This is a genomic window from Mumia sp. Pv4-285, from assembly GCF_041320275.1.
GTDB lineage: Bacteria > Actinomycetota > Actinomycetes > Propionibacteriales > Nocardioidaceae > Mumia > Mumia qirimensis.
Genome location: NZ_CP162023.1, coordinates 3,751,327 through 3,768,614, shown reverse-complemented (window position 1 = coordinate 3,768,614; position 17,288 = coordinate 3,751,327). Strand labels below are relative to the sequence as shown.

13 protein-coding genes are annotated in these 17,288 nt (G+C 70.3%); 6 read left to right on the top strand and 7 right to left on the bottom strand.

The window, feature by feature from the left end; genetic code table 11:
* Positions 1-10: 10 nt before the first annotated feature.
* Together AB3M34_RS18185 and AB3M34_RS18180 are read right to left on the bottom strand one after the other, a co-directional pair.
* Positions 11-1,294: a fatty acid desaturase family protein gene (locus AB3M34_RS18185; protein ID WP_370616079.1), complete on the bottom strand. Its 1,284-nt coding sequence runs from the start codon at positions 1,292-1,294 to the stop codon at positions 11-13.
* A gap of 10 nt (positions 1,295-1,304) precedes the next feature.
* Positions 1,305-2,396: a ferredoxin reductase gene (locus AB3M34_RS18180; RefSeq protein ID WP_370616078.1), complete on the bottom strand. Its 1,092-nt coding sequence runs from the start codon at positions 2,394-2,396 to the stop codon at positions 1,305-1,307.
* 139 nt (positions 2,397-2,535) lie between these two features.
* On the opposite strand from AB3M34_RS18180, the gene AB3M34_RS18175 reads away from it, so the two are divergent.
* The 3 genes from AB3M34_RS18175 to AB3M34_RS18165 are packed head-to-tail and all read left to right on the top strand — an operon-like array spanning position 2,536 to position 7,806.
* Positions 2,536-3,111 carry a GNAT family N-acetyltransferase gene (locus tag AB3M34_RS18175; protein ID WP_370616076.1) on the top strand — a complete coding sequence of 192 codons (576 nt, stop codon included), beginning with the start codon at positions 2,536-2,538 and terminating at the stop codon, positions 3,109-3,111.
* Positions 3,112-3,138: 27 nt separating this feature from the next.
* A complete protein-coding gene (gene zwf, locus AB3M34_RS18170) occupies positions 3,139-4,572 on the top strand; it encodes a glucose-6-phosphate dehydrogenase (RefSeq protein ID WP_370616075.1) in 1,434 nt (477 codons plus the stop codon).
* A 36-nt stretch (positions 4,573-4,608) separates the two neighbouring features.
* A complete protein-coding gene (locus AB3M34_RS18165) occupies positions 4,609-7,806 on the top strand; it encodes a BTAD domain-containing putative transcriptional regulator (protein ID WP_370616073.1) in 3,198 nt (1,065 codons plus the stop codon).
* Between the two features lie 71 nt (positions 7,807-7,877).
* Here AB3M34_RS18165 and AB3M34_RS18160 read toward each other — a convergent pair whose 3' ends face one another.
* The 3 genes from AB3M34_RS18160 to AB3M34_RS18150 form a co-directional block, all read right to left on the bottom strand.
* Complete coding sequence (locus AB3M34_RS18160) at positions 7,878-8,684, bottom strand: ABC transporter permease (RefSeq protein ID WP_370616072.1); 807 nt, start codon at positions 8,682-8,684, stop codon at positions 7,878-7,880.
* A complete protein-coding gene (locus AB3M34_RS18155; RefSeq protein WP_370616070.1) occupies positions 8,681-9,661 on the bottom strand; it encodes an ATP-binding cassette domain-containing protein in 981 nt (326 codons plus the stop codon). Before AB3M34_RS18155 ends, AB3M34_RS18160 begins: the two co-directional genes overlap by 4 nt.
* Before the next feature lie 80 nt (positions 9,662-9,741).
* Complete coding sequence (locus tag AB3M34_RS18150) at positions 9,742-10,101, bottom strand: GntR family transcriptional regulator (protein WP_370616068.1); 360 nt, start codon at positions 10,099-10,101, stop codon at positions 9,742-9,744.
* 134 nt (positions 10,102-10,235) lie between these two features.
* On the opposite strand from AB3M34_RS18150, the gene pcrA reads away from it, so the two are divergent.
* Positions 10,236-12,653 (top strand): DNA helicase PcrA, encoded by a 2,418-nt coding sequence (gene pcrA / locus AB3M34_RS18145; protein WP_370616066.1) that lies wholly within the window; start codon positions 10,236-10,238, stop codon positions 12,651-12,653.
* A gap of 51 nt (positions 12,654-12,704) precedes the next feature.
* Here the strand turns inward: pcrA and AB3M34_RS18140 are convergent, their stop codons facing one another.
* Entirely contained in the window at positions 12,705-13,955 is a 1,251-nt protein-coding gene (locus tag AB3M34_RS18140; RefSeq protein WP_370616064.1) for a M23 family metallopeptidase, read from the bottom strand.
* A gap of 172 nt (positions 13,956-14,127) precedes the next feature.
* Positions 14,128-15,036 (bottom strand): alpha/beta fold hydrolase, encoded by a 909-nt coding sequence (locus AB3M34_RS18135; protein WP_370616062.1) that lies wholly within the window; start codon positions 15,034-15,036, stop codon positions 14,128-14,130.
* Between the two features lie 106 nt (positions 15,037-15,142).
* On the opposite strand from AB3M34_RS18135, the gene sucC reads away from it, so the two are divergent.
* Together sucC and sucD are read left to right on the top strand one after the other, a co-directional pair.
* Positions 15,143-16,306: an ADP-forming succinate--CoA ligase subunit beta gene (gene sucC, locus AB3M34_RS18130; RefSeq protein ID WP_370616060.1), complete on the top strand. Its 1,164-nt coding sequence runs from the start codon at positions 15,143-15,145 to the stop codon at positions 16,304-16,306.
* Positions 16,307-16,320: 14 nt separating this feature from the next.
* Positions 16,321-17,217 carry a succinate--CoA ligase subunit alpha gene (sucD, locus tag AB3M34_RS18125; RefSeq protein ID WP_370616058.1) on the top strand — a complete coding sequence of 299 codons (897 nt, stop codon included), beginning with the start codon at positions 16,321-16,323 and terminating at the stop codon, positions 17,215-17,217.
* Positions 17,218-17,288: the final 71 nt, after the last annotated feature.

The following is a 17,288-nucleotide window of genomic DNA, read 5'->3' as shown; positions in this document are numbered from 1 at the left end:
AGGGGAGCGGTCAGGCGTTCGCCATCGCCTCGCGTGCGGCCTTCTCGGCCTCGCGCTTCTCGCGGCGCAGCGCCTTCGACTCGGGCGAGTTGCCGACCTTGTACGGGTCGGAGGGCTTCCGGCCGAGCACGGCGAGCTGACGGACCACGCTGCCGATCTGCTTGGACAGGCGCCCGGAGTTGTACGTCAGGCCGTACTTCTCGACGAGCAGGTGCACGTCCTTCGCGACCTCGGGGTAGCGGCGCGCCGGGATGTCGGGGAACAGGTGGTGCTCGACCTGGTACGACAGGTTGCCGGTCATCACGTGGAAGGGACGCGAGCCGCTGATGTTCGCGGAGCCGAGCAGCTGGCGGAGGTACCACTGGCCGCGGGTCTCGTTCTGGGCCTCGTCCTCGGTGAACGTCTCGACCTCGGCGGGGAAGTGGCCGCAGAAGATGATGATGAACGTCCAGATGTTGCGGAGGATGTTGGCCACGAAGTTCGCGCCGAGGACGGCGAGCGGCACCCACCACGACGTGAACGGGATCAGCGGGACGGCGAGGAGCGGGAACGCCACGTAGTCCTTGACGACCTGGCGGCGGACCTTCTGCCAGGCACGCTTCTTGCGGGCCTGGAACTCCGACTTGCTCATCCGGCCGCCGAGGTACTCGTCGAGCTCGATGCCGTGGTACATCACGCCCCACTCGAAGAACAGCATCAGCAGGAACGCCAGCGGCAGGTTGACGCGGTGGCTCGGGTACCACGGCTGCGCCTCGTCGATCCGGAACATGTTGTAGCCGATGTCGCGGTCCATGCCGTGGATGTTCGTGTACGTGTGGTGGATGTAGTTGTGGCCGTGCTTCCAGTCCTGCGCCGGCGCGACGTTGTCCCACTCGTACTTCTTGCCGTCGACGACCGGGTCGTTCATCCAGTCGTACTGGCCGTGCATCACGTTGTGGCCGATCTCCATGTTCTCGAGGATCTTGGCGACCGCGAGGCAGACGATGCCGGCGATGAAGACCGGGAGGAAGAACGGGAAGAAGATGCCGACGCGGCCGAGCACGTCGAAGACGCGCTGGACCTTGATGACGCGGCGGATGTAGTCGGCGTCGGCCTGGCCGAGGTCGTCGAGGACCCGCTGGCGCACCGCGTCGAGCTCGTGGCCGAACTCCTCGAGCTGCTCGTACGTCATGACGTCGAGGCCGATGGTCGCGCGCTTGGTGGTGTCCTCGCCGACCAGGGGAGCCGGCGCCTTGTTGTGGTTGCTGGCGCTCAGCGGCTCGATCGGGGCGTTCCGCTTGCGGAGGTGGGACATGGCGTTCCTCTCAGAGGGCGACGTTGACGTCGCCGACGGGGACATGGACGCAGATCTTGACGGTCTCGTCGGTGCTGGCGGAGACCTCGCCGGTGATGACGTGGCGCACGGCGCCGTGGTTCTTCTTGAGGGCGCAGGTGTTGCAGACGCCCATGCGGCAGCCGAACTCCGGCGTGAGGCCGGCGGCCTCGGCCTGCTCGAGGATCGTGCTGCCCGAGTTGTCGGTCTCGATACCGCTGTCGTCGAAGGTCAGGGTGCCGGTCGCGTCCTCGGCGTCGAGGTCGACGGTCGGAACCTTGAAGTACTCCATGCGCAGCTGCTCTGCTGCGCCGAGCTCGTCGTACGTGTCGCGCACCGAGGCGATGAGGCCCGCGGGTCCGCAGACGTACGAGAGGGTGCTGGTGGGGTCCACCTCGAGGTGCTTCAGGTGGACGAGGTCGAACCGCCCGGTCAGCTCGGCGCCGGCCTCGGGCTCGCGGGTGTAGACCCGCACCAGCCTGACGAAGTCGAGCGACGCCGCCAGCTCGTCGAGCTCCTCGGAGAACATCTCGTCCTCGCGGCTGCGGGCGTAGTGCAGGAAGGTGACGCGGCCGCTGTGGCCGGTGTCGCGCAGGGTGCGCAGCATCGACATGACCGGCGTGATGCCGCTGCCGCCGGAGAGCAGGAGCAGGTCGTCCGGGATGACGTCCGGCAGGACGAAGTCGCCGTCGGCCGGCGAGAGGTGGATCAGGGTGCGCGGGGCGAGCGCGTTGTGGAGGTACTGCGAGACGTAGCCGTCGGGGTGCGCCTTCACCGAGACGCTGAAGAGCCCGTCCTTGCGGCGCGCCGAGCTCGACACCGAGAAGACGCGGACGCGACGCTTGCCGTCGACCTCGACGCCGAACTCGACGTGCTGGCCGGGCTTGAAGCCGGTCCAGGCGCCGTTGGGTCGGAGAACGACCGTGCTCGCGACACCCGTCTCGTGGACCACGTCGACGACCCGGGCGCGTACGTGCTGCACGGCGAGCATCGGGTGGATCTGGTCGAGGTAGTGGTCGATGGTGTGCGGCGAGGTCAGTGCGGCGATCGGGCGCGAGGCGAGGGCCTTGCGGACGATACCCATGGGGCCTCCGAGGGATTCAGTGAACGTCCGTGCACCGCCTAACCTACGCAACCGTAGGTTCAGTCGCAAGCCGAGGCCGCTGTGAGGCAGGTCACGTGCCCCGGAGGACGTGACGCCGAGGGCCTGCCAGACTCGGTCCGTGACCGTGTTCCTGACCACGCCACGGGTCCGGCTCCGCCGGTTCACCACCGACGACGCCGACCTGCTGCACGCGCTCGACAACGACCCCGCTGTGATGCGTTACATCAACGGAGGACTGCCGGTCGCGCGCGAGGAGATCGTCGACGACGTGATTCCCGCATTCCTGCGCTGGTACGCCCGCCACCCGGCGTACGGGTTCTGGGCGGCCGAGGAGCGCGAGGGCGGCCGGTTCCTCGGCTGGTTCCACTACCGGCCGGGCGAGGACGGCGACCCCCGGGACCCGGAGCTCGGCTATCGCCTGCACGAGGCGGCGTGGGGCCAGGGGTACGCGACCGAGGTGTCGCGCGCGCTGATCGACAACGGCTTCAGCGCCCACGACGTCGAGCGCGTCCACGCGGAGACGATGGTCGTCAACGTCGCCTCGCGCCGGGTCATGGAGAAGGCCGGGATGCGGCTCGTCCGGACCTTCCACGCCGACTGGCCGGTACGGATCGACGGTGACGAGCACGGCGACGTGGAGTACGCGATCACGCGGGCCGAGTGGCAGGCGCGGCAGCCGCTCCGTCAGCCGTGACCGCCTTTCCCGCACTACCCTGAGGGCATGGAGTCGAAGCCGTACGTGTTCGTGCTCTTCGGTGCGACCGGAGACCTCGCTCGCCGCAAGCTCCTGCCCGGCCTCCTGCACCTATGGCAGGCGGGATTGATTCCGAGCGCCCGCATCGTCGGCACGTCGCTCGACGAGATGGACCTCGACAAGTTCCGTACGCTCGCCCGCGACGCGATCGCGGAGTTCAGCACCCCGGCGCCCACCGACGAGGAGTGGGCGGGTTTCGCGGAGATGCTCCGCTGGGCGCCTGGTGGTGAGGCAGGCCCCGAGGGCCTCGCGTCGGTCGTGCACCGTGCCGAGTCCGAGCTCGGTGGCGAGCCCCAGGTCCTGCACTACCTCAGCGTCCCGCCGAACGCCGCGCTCGCGGTCGTCCACGAGATCGACGAGGCGGGCCTCGCCGAGCGCTCGCGGATCATCATGGAAAAGCCGTTCGGCACCGACCTCGCATCAGCCCGCCGGCTCAACGCCGCGCTGCACGAGGTGTTCCGCGAGGAGCAGATCTTCCGGATCGACCACTTCCTCGGCAAGGAGGCGGCGCAGAACATCCTCGCGTTCCGGTTCGCCAACGGACTCTTCGAGCCGATCTGGAACCGCAACCACATCGACCACGTCCAGATCGACGTCCCCGAGACGCTCGGCCTCGGTGGACGCATCGGGTTCTACGAGCAGACCGGCGCCTACCGCGACATGGTCGTGACCCACCTGTTCCAGGTCCTCGGCTTCGTCGCCATGGAGCCGCCGACCGCGCTGGCGCCGTACGCGATCACCGAGGAGAAGACGAAGGTCTTCCGCTCGATGCTGCCGATCGAGCCCAGCGACGTCGTCCGCGGCCAGTACTCCGGCTACCGCGAGGAGCCCGACGTCTCCGACGAGTCCGACACCGAGACCTTCGTGGCGTTGCGCTGCTACGTCGACAACTGGCGGTGGGCCGGCGTCCCGTTCTACCTGCGGACCGGCAAGCAGCTCGCCGAGGGCGCCCGGATCATCTCGATCGCCTTCCGTGAGCCGCCGAAGAGCATGTTCCCCGAGGGCTCCGGTGTCGGAGCGCAAGGACCGGACCACCTGACCTTCGACCTCGCCGACCATGCGCGGCTGTCGCTGTCGTTCTACGGCAAGCGCCCCGGGCACGGGATGCGGATGGACAAGCTGTCGATGCAGTTCGCGTTCAACGAGACCAACGGCTACGCGGCTCTCGAGGCGTACGAGCGGCTGATCTACGACGCGATGCGCGGCGACCACACCCTCTTCACCACGGCCGAGGGCATCGAGCAGCTGTGGAGCATCTCGCAGCAGTTGATCGACCACCCGCCGCCGGTGCGGGTCTACCCGGTGGGGTCGTGGGGCCCGAACGCGATCCACCAGCTGATCGCGCCGCACGCGTGGCGGCTGCCGTTCGAGCGTCCCTGGCGCGAGAAGAAGAAGGAGTAGCCCGGTCCTGATCCTGCGGATGCCAGGATGGGACGCGTGCAGGTTCACCTCCTCGGCCCGGTCACCGCGTACGTCGGCGGGGAGCCGGTCGATCTCGGCGGCCCTCGCAACCGGGCGCTCGTAGCCCGGCTCGCGCTCGCGGTCCCGCACGCCGTCGCCGCCGACACCCTCGTCGACGACCTGTGGGGTGACGATCCGCCCCGCAACGCGCACAACGCGCTGCAGTCGATCGTCTCGAGGACCCGAGCGCGGCTGCCCGACGGCGTCGTCGTCTCCCACGCCAACGGCTACCGGCTCGCCCTGGATCCCGACGACGTCGATGCCCACCGCTTCACCACCCTGATGCGCGACGGGCGGAGCGCCGACGCGCTGGCGCTGTGGGGCGGGCACGCGCTCGAGGGCCTCGACGACGCACCGTTCGTGGGTCCAGCCGCGACCGCCCTCGAGGAGCGCCGTCTGGCGACGCTCGAGGAGACGTACGCCGGTGAGCTGGAGTCCGGCACGTACGACCCCGCGACCGTCGTCGCGGAGCTGAGCGGCCTCGTCGACGCGCACCCGTACCGCGAACGGCTGTGGACCGCGCTCATCCGTGCGCTCGCGGTGACCGGTCGGACCCCTGACGCGCTGGCGGCTTACGAGCGGATGCGCGTCCGGCTCGCCGACGACCTCGGTCTCGACCCGTCTCCCGCTGCACAGCAGCTGCAGCAGGCCATCCTGGTCGGCGAGGTCCCAGCCCGGACGCCCGCGGTGAAGCAGGCCGCGCGTTCACGCAGCAACCTCCGGACGGCGCTCACCAGCTTCGTCGGGCGGGACAGGGCCGTCGCGGAGCTGAGTGCGCTCGTGACCTCGAACCGGCTCGTCACCCTCGTCGGACCAGGGGGTGCGGGGAAGACCCGGCTCGCGGTCGAGACGGCGTCGCGGGTCGCCGCCTCGTACCCCGACGGCGTGTGGATGATCGAGCTCGCCGCCGTCACCGATCCGGCCGACATCCTCGACGCGGTCGTCGGTGCGCTCGACCTCCGCGAGGTCGTGGTCCTCGACCGGTCGGCCGAGCGGAGGGTGGACGACCGGACGCGCGTGGTCGAGGCACTGGCCGGCCGCAGCGTGCTGCTGGTGGCCGACAACTGCGAGCACGTCGTCGCCGACGTCGCCGCAGTCACGGAGGACCTGCTGCACGCGCTGCCGGACCTCCGGGTCGTCGCGACGAGCCGCGAGCCGCTCGATCTCGTCGGCGAGGTGGTGCTGCCGGTCGCCCCGCTCGACGTGCCCGCGGACGGGACGAAGCCGCTGGAGGCGCTCGAGCACAGCGCGGTCGACCTCTTCGTGCAGCGCGCGCGGGCTGCAGCGCCGTCGTTCGTCCTCGACGACGCGTCCCTGCCGGCGGTCCTGGAGATCTGTCGTCGCCTCGACGGTCAGCCGCTCGCGCTCGAGCTGGCCGCTGCCCGGCTCCGCACGCTGACCGCGGCCCAGGTCGCAGCCCGCCTCGGCGACCGGTTCCGGCTCCTCACCGGCGGCAGCCGTACGGCGTTGCCGCGTCATCGCACCCTGCGCGCCGTCGTCGAGTGGAGCTGGGACCTCCTCGCCGACGACGAGCGGGAGCTCGCCGAGCGGATCGCCGTGTTCCCGGCAGGCATCTCCGTCCCGGCGGCGGCGGCCATCGCCGGGATCGACGAGCCCGGTGCGCTCGACCTCCTCACGGCGCTGGCGGACAAGTCGCTGCTCGCCCCCGCTGCCGACAACCTGGGTGAGCCGCGGTTCCGGATGCTGGAGACGCTGCGCGAGTACGGCGCCGACCGGCTCGTGGAGCGGGGCGAGGCCGACGCCGTACGCCGCGCCCACCTTGCCTACTTCCGCAGCCTCGCCCACGAGCTCGAGCCTCGGCTGCGGCGCCGGGAGCAGCTCGAGGCACTCGCCGTTCTCGACGACGAGCGCGGCAACCTCCTCGCGGCGATGTCGTACGCGATCGACGTCGGCGACGGAGCCTCGGCCGCCTGGATCACCGCCGACCTCGCCTGGTACTTCTCGCTCCGCGGCCAGCACGACGAGATCGCCGATCTCTCGACCCGTGTCCTCGCGATGGACGTCCAGCTCCCGCCGACCCCCGAGCTGGTCTGCGTGGCGATGCGGTTCATCGCCCAGATCGACGACTCCGACAGCCAGGCCGGCCGAGACGCCCTGGTGGAACGCATCACGATGCTCCGAGCGGATCCCGGGCTCGACCGCGAGGCTCCGACCGTCACGGTGATCCTGGTGGCGGCCGACCTCTTCTCGACCTTCGGTGACGACGTGGGTCGCGCCGACGTGAGCGTGATCGACCTGTCGGCAGGGCTGGAGCACCCCGATCCGTGGGTGCGGTCGGCCGTCCGCTTCGTTCGGCTCGCGTGGCAGGACAACGCCGGTGCCGCGACGCGCGGGTCGTACGACGACCTCGCTGACGCTCTTGAGGGGTTCCGCGAGGTCGGGGACCGGTGGGGACTGGCGATGGGGGAGTCGACCCTCGCCGCGGCGTACGAACGCGCGGGCGAGTTCGACGACGCCCGCAGCCACCTGCGCTCCGCGATCAGCCTCCTGACCGAGCTCGGCGCCGACCGCGACGCCGTCCAGCTCCGGACCCGGCTCGTCTGGCTCGCCGTCGTCGACCTCGAGCACACCGGCGCCGACGTCGCGACTCTGCGGCGCGATCTCACTGACGTCGTCGAGGAGGCACGGGCGTCGGGGCACCGCGAGAACGACGCGTACGCTCGCGTCACCGCGATCGAGCTCGAGCGTTGGCTGGAAGACGGCGAGACCGCCCGGCGTCTGGCGACCGAGCTGGTCGCGGAGATCGACCGCGGCGGATCAGCCTTCCGAGCACCGCAGTTCCGGGCGATCGCGCTGAGCGCTTCGGCGCTGGCGACCCTCCCGTACGACGCTCCGGCTGCTCGCGCGTACCTCCAGCGCGGCGCCGCCGACGCCCGGCGCTCGCGGGACATGCCCATCGCGGCGATGGTCGCGACGGCGCTCGCCTCGGTCACCGCGCAGGAGGGCGACCCCGAGCTCGCCGCGCAGCGCCTCGGAGCCGCTCGGCAGATCCGAGGGACCGACGACCTCGGCAACCGCGATGCTGTCACGCTCACCGGTGCGCTGGTCGAGTCGCTCGGGCAGGAGCGGTTCGACACCCTGTTCGCCGCAGGCGCAGCGCTGTCGCGCGAGGACGCGCTGGCGCTCGCCCTCCCGGAGGCCGACGAGCACTGAGGCGTTGCGCATCGACGTTCACGCGACCGGGTGGACGCGAGGTCGATAGGCAACGCCTCAGGGCAGGTGGGTCAGGCCTTGCGTCGGTACGCGCGCACCGCGAGCGGCGCGAACACCGCGATGATCGCCCCCGCCATGCCCAACGTGACGACGATGTCGGACGCCTCTGCGCCTCCGGTGAAGAGACCGCGTACGGCGTCGGTGAGGTGCGTGACCGGGTTGACGTTCACCCATGCCTGCAGCCACCCCGGCATCGTGTCCGGGTCGACGAACATGCTCGACCCGAAGGTCAGCGGGAACAGCGCCAGGAACCCGATGCCCTGCACCGAGCCCGACTCGCGGAGGACCATCCCGAGGAAGACCGAGATCCAGCAGAGCGCCCAGGCGACGAGGAGCACCAGCGCGCAGCCGGCGAGGACCGACCAGAAGCTGGTGGTCGCGCGATACCCGATCACGTAGCCGAAGCCGAGCGTCACCAGGATCGAGGTGGTGTAGCGAATGCCCTCGGCCGCGACCGCGCCCACGAGCGGCGCGGATCGGGGGATGGGCAACGACCGGAACCGGTCGAAGACGCCTTCCTTGATGTCGGTGTTGAGGTTCACGCCGATCGAGATCGTGCTGAACAGCACCGTCTGGGCCATCAGGCCCGGCAGCACGAACTGGAGGTAGTCGTGCGTGGACCCCGAGATCGCGCCACCGAACAGGTAGACGAAGGTGACGATGAAGAGGATCGGCTGAAGCGTGACGTCGATGAACTGCTCCGGCGTACGGATCATCTTCTTCACCGACCGGCCTGCCAGCACGGCGGCGTGGCGGACGAGCGGGAACGGCGCGGAGGCCGCCCGGGTGGGGACGAGGGTCGCGGTCGCGGTGCTCATCGGACGAGCTCCTTCTCGTGGTCGGCGTCGGATGCGGGGGTGTCGGAGGCGGGCTTGCCGGTCAGGGCGAAGAACACCTCGTCGAGGTCGGGGAGCGAGAGGGCGAGCTCGGCGACGGCGATGCCGCGGGTGTCCAGGTCGCGTACGACCGTGGTGAGGACGCGGTCGTCCTCCACGGGCACGGCGACCGTGCCCTTGGCCGGCTCGTCCGTGGGGCGGCCGGCGATGCCGCTGAGCAGCGCGGCCACGTCTCCGATGTCGCGGGGATCGACGGGGCGGACCTGGAGGGTACGGCCGCCGACCAGCGCCTTGAGCTCGTGCGGCGTCCCCTCGGCGATGACACGTCCCTGGTCGATCACGCTGATGCGGTCGGCGAGGGCGTCCGCCTCCTCGAGGTACTGCGTGGTCAGCAGCACCGTCGTACCAGCGTCGGTGAGCTCGCGGACGACGTTCCACATGTCGTCGCGCTTGCTCGGGTCGAGGCCGGTGGTGGGCTCGTCCAGGAAGATCACCTCGGGACGCCCGACGAGGCTGGCGGCGAGGTCGAGGCGTCGGCGCATGCCGCCCGAGTAGGTGCGGGCGCGACGGTCACCCGCATCGGTGAGGCCGAACTGCTCGAGGAGCTCGTCGGCGCGGCGCACGGCGTCGCGGCGGGGGAGGTCGAGGAGACGCGCGACCAGCACGAGGTTCTCCCGGCCGGTCAGCTGCTCGTCGACGGCGGCGTACTGGCCGGTGAGACCGATCGCGCGTCGGACCTCGTCGGGGTTGCGGGCCACGTCGTACCCGGCGACGGTGGCGTGACCACCGTCGGCTTGGAGCAGGGTGGCGAGGATGCGGACGGCGGTCGTCTTGCCGGCGCCGTTGGGGCCGAGGACCCCGAGCACGGATCCCTCGGGCACGGCGAGGTCGACGCCGGCGAGGGCCTGAGTGTCTCCGAAGCGCTTGGTGAGCCCTTCGGCGAAGATCACGTTGTTCATGCCTCTACGGTGCAGAGGCGCGCTGTCGGGCCGCTGGCAGCCCGCGCACCACGGCGCCGTCGGCCTGACAGCGGGTCAGGTCACGGCCAGCGGTCCTCGACCATGCGGATCGCCTCCGTGCGTGCGATGCCGAGTCGTCGCTGCTCCGCGACGTAGGTGTCGGCGGCGCTCGCGGCCGCTGCCGCGATGTCGTCGGGGAGGGCGCGCGATCGGATGAACGTGCCACGGCGGCCGAGGGCCTCGAGGACACCCTCCGACTCCAGGGCGCGGTACGCCTTGGCGACCGTGTTGACGGCGATGTTGAGCTCCTCCGCCAGTGCCCGCACCGTCGGGATGCGGGAGCCCGGACCGAGCGTGCCGTCGGCCGCCTGGGCCGCGATCTGCCGCCTCAGCTGCTCGTACGGGGGCTCGCTCGCGTCGTGGTCGATGACGATGCGCAACGTCGGCGCCTCCTTGGTTCGAGGGAGTTCGTTCCCCCTCTGTCAGGGTAGGTCGTCGCTGGTGACGGTGGGCCGCATTGCATCGGTACGTCGTGGGCGGGGATGTCCGCGCGCACCCGTAGGCTGGACCCACGATGAGTCTCCCGTTTCCCGTGCCCTCAGACCGGATGCCCGGTGGTCTGCGCCCTGCCGATGCCAGGACGTCGCCGGCCTTCCCCGCCGGCGGTGGCGGCGGCCACGACCGCCCGAGCGACGAGGAGATCCAGGCACGCCGCGAAGCCCAGGCGGAGCGGCTGCTGGAGGGGCTCAACGACCCCCAGCGCGCAGCCGTCACGCACACCGGTGGCCCGCTCCTGGTGGTCGCGGGCGCCGGGTCCGGCAAGACGCGTGTGCTCACCCGCCGCATCGCGTGGATGATCTCCCAGCACCGGGTCCACCCCGGTTCGATCCTGGCGATCACCTTCACCAACAAGGCCGCGGCCGAGATGAGGGACCGGGTCGCCGACCTGGTGGGTCCGCGCGCCCGCCTGATGTGGGTCTCCACGTTCCACTCGGCGTGCGTCCGCATCCTCCGCAAGGAGGCGCAGCGCTTCGGCTACACCTCGACGTTCACGATCTACGACGCCGCCGACTCCAAGCGCCTGATGACCCAGGTGTGTCGCGACCTCGAGCTCGACCCCAAGCGGTTCCCGCCCCGTGGGGTCCTCAACTGGGTGTCCAACCAGAAGAACGAGCTCGTCGACCACGAGGCCGCGGCGACCAGGGCACACAACGACACCGAGCGCGCCTACGCCTCCGCGTACTCGACCTACCAGGAGCGGTTGCGGTCGTCCAACGCGATGGACTTCGACGACCTGATCATGGGCACCGTCCACCTGTTCCAGGCGTTCCCCGACGTCGCCGACTCCTATCGGCGGCGGTTTCGCCACGTGCTGGTCGACGAGTACCAAGACACCAACCACGCCCAGTACGTCCTGATCCGCGAGCTCTGCACCGAGCCTGACTCCGACCTGCTCGTCGTCGGCGACTCCGACCAGTCGATCTATGCGTTCCGGGGCGCCAACATCCGCAACATCCTCGAGTTCGAGGCCGACTTCCCGACGGCGACGACGATCCTCCTCGAGCAGAACTACCGCTCGACCCAGTCGATCCTCGATGCCGCGAATGCCGTGATCTCACGCAACGAGGGCCGCAAGAAGAAGAACCTCTGGTCGGCGCAGGGCACGGGGGAGCAGATCGTCGGCTACGTCGCCGACGACGAGCACTCCGAGGCCCAGTACGTCGCCGACGAGGTCGACCGGCTCGCCGACGAGGGCATCGCCAAGCCGTCCGACGTCGCCGTCTTCTACCGGACCAACGCGCAGTCCCGTGTGTTCGAGGAGGTCTTCATCCGGGTCGGCCTCCCCTACAGGGTCGTCGGCGGGGTGCGGTTCTACGAGCGCAAGGAGATCAAGGACGCCATCGCCTACCTGCGCGTCCTGGTCAATCCCGCCGACTCCGTGTCGCTGCGCCGGATCCTCAACACGCCCAAGCGCGGCATCGGCGATCGGGCCGAGGCCGTGGTCGGTGCGTACGCCGACCGGCTCCGCATCACCTTCTGGGAGGCGTTGCAGCGTGCCGAGGAGGCCCCGGGCATCGCGACCCGGTCCCTCAAGCAGATCAGCGGCTTCGTCGAGACCATCACCGGGCTCCAGGAGCTGGCCGCCGCCGGCGAGCCGGTCGACGTCGTTCTCGAGGCCACGCTCGCGCGGTCCGGTTATCTCGACGAGCTCGAGAACAGCACCGACCCGCAGGACGAGGCTCGCGTCGAGAACCTCTCCGAGCTCGTCGCCGTCGCCCGCGAGTTCGTCTCCGATGCCGCGACGCTCGCCGAGCCCACCGATGTGGGCGACGCCGGCATCGAGGACGACGAGGTGCTCGAGCCGGGGTCCGTCGCGGCGTTCCTCGAACGCGTCTCGCTCGTCGCCGACGCCGACTCGATCCCCGACTCCGGTGACGGCATGGTCACCCTGATGACTCTGCACACCGCCAAGGGACTCGAGTTCCCGGTGGTGTTCCTCACCGGTCTCGAGGAGTCGGTGTTCCCGCACATGCGCTCGCTCGGCGACCCGAAGGAGCTCGAGGAGGAGCGCCGCATCGCCTACGTGGGCCTGACTCGCGCCGAGCAGCGTCTCTACGTCACGCGCGCGCTCGTACGCTCCGCGTGGGGCGCGCCGTCCCACAATCCGGCGTCGCGCTTCCTGGACGAGATCCCGGAGGAGCTCGTCGACTGGAAGCGCACCCAGGCCGACACGGCCACCTGGTCCGGCGGATACCTGCCGCGCCGGACGTCCGCCGCGCCGATGCGCGCGTCGGCTGCCGACCGCGCGAGCAAGACGAAGCGCGACGTGCCGAGCCTGTCGCCGGGCGACCGGGTCACGCACGACGCGTTCGGGCTGGGCACGGTGGTGGCGCTCGAGGGTGTCGGTGACCGTGCGGTGGCGTCGGTCGACTTCGGCTCCGAAGGCGTCAAGCGCCTGCTGCTCCGCTACGCGCCCGTCGAGAAGATCTGACGGTCACCCCTCGCCGGACGACCGATCCCGGCGATGGCGGCCCGGTGAGCGTCAGGCGTTGACGAAGTGCTCGCGGAGAGCGACGAGCGGATCGATCGGGGTGTCGGGCGTGGGCCGGACCTCGAGGTGCAGGTGCGGGCCGGTGACGTTGCCGGTCGAGCCGACGTAGCCGACCAGGTCACCGGGCTGCACGGTGTCGCCGACGCTGACGGCGATCGACGACTGGTGGCAGTACCACAGCTCCGTGCCGTCCTCGAGGGTGAGCACGGTCTTGTTGCCGTACGCGCCGTCGTAGCCGGTGCTGGTGATCGTGCCCCGAGCGATCGCGACCAGGCGCGTGCCCGACGGGGCAGCGAAGTCGAGACCGGTGTGGACCGTGGACCACAGGGAGCTCGACTGGCCGAAGCGTGCCGTCAGGCGGTAGCCGGTGAGCGGGATGACCCACTGCCGCTTCTTGATCTCCTGGGAGCGGGCCTCGGTCTTGTTGGCGAGCTCGGCGAGCGACGACGACATCTGTGCCGCCTGCTGCTCGGCCTGCTTGTCGAGGAGTGCGCGGTCGAAGTCGCGGGTGACGTCGACGTTGCTCGGGTCGTAGCGCGACTCGGCCGCGCCCGCTGCACCAGCGGCGTCGGCGGCGACCGGCACGAAGTCGGCCGTCTCCATCACCGGCGGCTTCGCCGACGACATCGCCACGGCGCCGACTCCGGCTAGGACGAGTGCCGCTGCGCCGATGACGGCGGGGGTCGGGAGTCCGCGGAACCTGCGGGTCTTCGTGCGCGAGGCGCGAGAGCCGGGAGGGGTTGCCCGGCGGACGGCCCGGAGCTCGCCCGAGCGGCGCTCGGTGACCGTGGTGTGGTCGGAGACCGCGTCGATCGTGGCCGTGGCGTCGGCGGGGATCGGAGGAAGCTCGGCGGCGCGGCGCCCGCGGTAGGGCTCGTGGGGGGTGCTCTCGCGGGCTGCCTTGGCGCTCTCGCGGGTGGTGGGCTTCTCGGCGGCGGGCTCCGCGGTGCGGGCCCTGCGACTGCCTGAGGGGGACGCCGTGCGTCCGGGGTGCTCGGGGCGGGGATCGTGCTGCGTGGCGGAGCGGGCTTCCTTGTCCGACTGCGGGGTGGCGGCCAGCGGTTTGCTGACCTCCGTATGCGACCGGGCCGCTGCCGACTCGTCCGCGGAGGAGGCCGCTCGGCCTGCGACCCTGCGGCCGGTGGTGCTCGTCGTGCTGGTGGCGTCGCCGGCTTCCGTCACCCGCGAGGCGCCCTTCTTGGGCTTCTCAGCGCGGCGCTTGGGCGCAGGGCGCGACGTCATTCAGTGACCTCCAGTAGTGGACTAGCGGTTGTCGACCCTAGCGGACGCGCCCCCGTTACCGAAGGGAGACAACTGGTCCAGGGTCCAGCATGTTGGACGGTTGGTCAAGGTCCGGCGACGAGGTCGCCGTGGTTGCAGGCGTGTCGGCCGGTCTGTATGAGTCGCGTCACACTCAGGATCCCTCCGACCCCGCCTCGATGGCCGCGCGGACTGCCCCGGCGACCTCCTCCGGACGCAGCCACGGAAGCCAGTGGCCGGTGTCGACCTCGCGGCGTACGAGGTGCGGGACGTGCTTCTCGAGGCCGTCGTAGAGAGAGGGAGAGAGGAAGTCGTCCTTCAGCGCGACGACGAGCGTCACCGGGACGTCCGTCGCCGTCGGCAGGGGAGCGGACGCCGACCGGAAGGCGTTCGCGCGGTAGAGGTTGATGCCGTTCGCCGCATCCCGGGCGAGGGAGCCCGACCAGTGGCCGGCCTCCAGCCCTTGTGACCGCGTCAGCACCCGGCGTACGACGTGGGTGCCGCGCCGCACCACGACCTCGGGCAGCAGCGGGACCTGGAAGGCGAGGATGTACCAGGACCTCCGCAGCTGGTCGCCGAGGCGGCTCCACCTCCGGTCGCGCAGGTTGCGCCGGAGGTAGGCGCCGTACAGCCGCAGGTCAGGACCGCTGATCGACACGAACGACGCGATGCGCCCCCGAAGGCGAGGGTCGTCGGACGACGCGAAGACCGCAGCCCACAGCTGGACCGAGCCCCAGTCGTGCCCGACGAGATGGACGGGACCACCGTCTGGCCGTACGGCGTCGAGCACAGCGACGAGGTCGTCGACGAGACGCTCGACCTGGTAGGCGGAGCGTCCGCTCGGAGCCGTCGACCGGCCCGCGCCGCGGACGTCGTACGTGACGACGTCCAGGTCGTCCAGCAGCGGGACCACGCGGTCCCACACGTGGTGGTCGTCCGGGAACCCGTGGACGAGCACCACGGTCGGACCGGACCGGGTCCCGGAACGGTTCACCGAGAGGGTCGCGCCACGGGCAGGCACACTGAGGGCGGACACACTCATGGACGTGCTGTCGTCGGACATGCGCGGATGGTAGCCCGCGCACCCCGTCGCCCTGTGACCAGGATCACGGGACTACAGTCCAAAAGGTTGTACGGCAGCGTACCTGTACCAAAAGGACGGCATCACCGTGGATCTGATGGAGTACCAAGCGAAGCAGCTCTTCGCCAAGCACGGGGTTCCCGTGACGCTCGGCGTCGTGGCGAACACCCCCGAAGAGGCGCAGCAGGGCGCCCAGGACCTGGGTGGCGCAGTCGTCGTCAAGGCCCAGGTCAAGGCCGGTGGCCGTGGCAAGGCGGGCGGCGTCAAGTTCGCCCCTACCCCGGACGAGGCACGTGACCGCGCTGCGGACATCCTCGGGATGGAGATCAAGGGGCTCACGGTCAACCGTGTCCTGATCGCTCCGGCAGCCAGCATCGAGGACGAGTACTACTTCTCCTTCCTGCTCGACCGCGCGAACCGCCAGTACCTGTGCATCGCATCGGTCGAGGGCGGCGTCGAGATCGAGGAGGTCGCCAAGACCAACCCCGATGCCGTCAAGCAGATCCCGATCGACCCGGGCACGGGAGTCGACGCGGACAAGGCGCGTGCGATCGCGACCGAGGCCGCCTTCCCGGAGCCGGTCTTCGAGCAGGCCGTCACGATGATCCAGGCGCTGTGGAAGGTCTTCGTCGAGGAGGACGCGACCCTCGTCGAGGTCAACCCGCTCGCACGCCTCGCCGGCGACACGCTCGAGGCGCTCGACGGCAAGGTCTCGCTCGACGAGAACGCCGAGTTCCGTCACGCCGAGCACGAGGAGTTCGTCGACAAGAGCGCCGAGGACCCGCTCGAGGCGAAGGCCAAGGAGCTCAACCTCAACTACGTCAAGCTCGAGGGCCAGGTCGGCATCATCGGCAACGGCGCGGGTCTGGTCATGTCGACCCTCGACGTCGTCGCGTACGCCGGAGAGGCCCACGGCGGCGTCAAGCCGGCGAACTTCCTCGACATCGGCGGCGGCGCCAACGCCCAGGTGATGGCGAACGGCCTCGACGTGATCCTCGGAGATCCCGACGTGAAGTCCGTGTTCGTGAACGTCTTCGGTGGAATCACCGCCTGCGACGAGGTCGCCAACGGCATCGTCGGCGCGCTCGACCTGCTCGGTGACACGGCGACCAAGCCGCTCGTGGTCCGCCTCGACGGCAACAACGTCGAGCTCGGCCGGCAGATCCTCGAGCAGCGCAACCACCCGCTGGTCACGTTGGTCGGCACCATGGACGGCGCGGCCGACAAGGCCGCCGAGCTGGCGAACGCCTGAGAGGGGACGAGGACATGTCGATCTACCTGAACAAGGACTCCAAGATCATCGTCCAGGGCATCACCGGCGGGATGGGTGCCAAGCACACCGCCCTGATGCTCGACGCGGGATCCAACATCGTCGGTGGTGTCAACGCCCGCAAGGCCGGCACCACCGTCACGCACACGAAGGACGGCGCTGAGGTCGAGCTGCCCGTCTTCGGCACGGTCGAGCAGGCGATCGCCGAGACCGGCGCCGACGTGTCGGTCGTGTTCGTGCCGCCGGCCTTCACCAAGGACGCCTGCGTCGAGGCCATCGATGCCGGCATCGGGCTGCTCGTGGTCATCACCGAGGGCGTGCCCGTCCAGGACACCGCCGAGGTGTGGGCGTACCTGCAGGGCAAGCAGACCCGGATGATCGGCCCGAACTGCCCCGGCATCATCACGCCGGAGGAGTCGCTGGCCGGCATCACGCCGCACACCATCGCGGGCAAGGGTCCGATCGGTCTCGTGTCGAAGTCCGGCACGCTGACCTACCAGATGATGTACGAGCTGTCGGACTACGGCTTCTCGACCGCCATCGGCATCGGCGGCGACCCCATCGTCGGCACGACCCACATCGACGCGCTCGAGGCGTTCGAGAACGACCCCGAGACCAAGGCGATCGTGATGATCGGCGAGATCGGTGGCGACGCCGAGGAGCGGGCCGCGGCCTACATCAAGGCGAACGTCACCAAGCCGGTCGTCGGCTACGTGGCGGGCTTCACCGCGCCCGAGGGCAAGACGATGGGCCACGCCGGCGCGATCGTGTCCGGCTCGTCCGGCACGGCCGAGGCGAAGAAGGCGGCCCTCGAGGCCGCCGGGGTCAAGGTCGGCAAGACGCCGTCCGAGACCGCCGAGCTCATGCGCGAGATCCTGAAGGCGCTGTCCTGAGGAGCGAGCGCCAGCGAGCGTCTCGAAGGGCGCTGTCCTGAGGAGCGAGCGCCAGCGCGCTCGCCTGATCG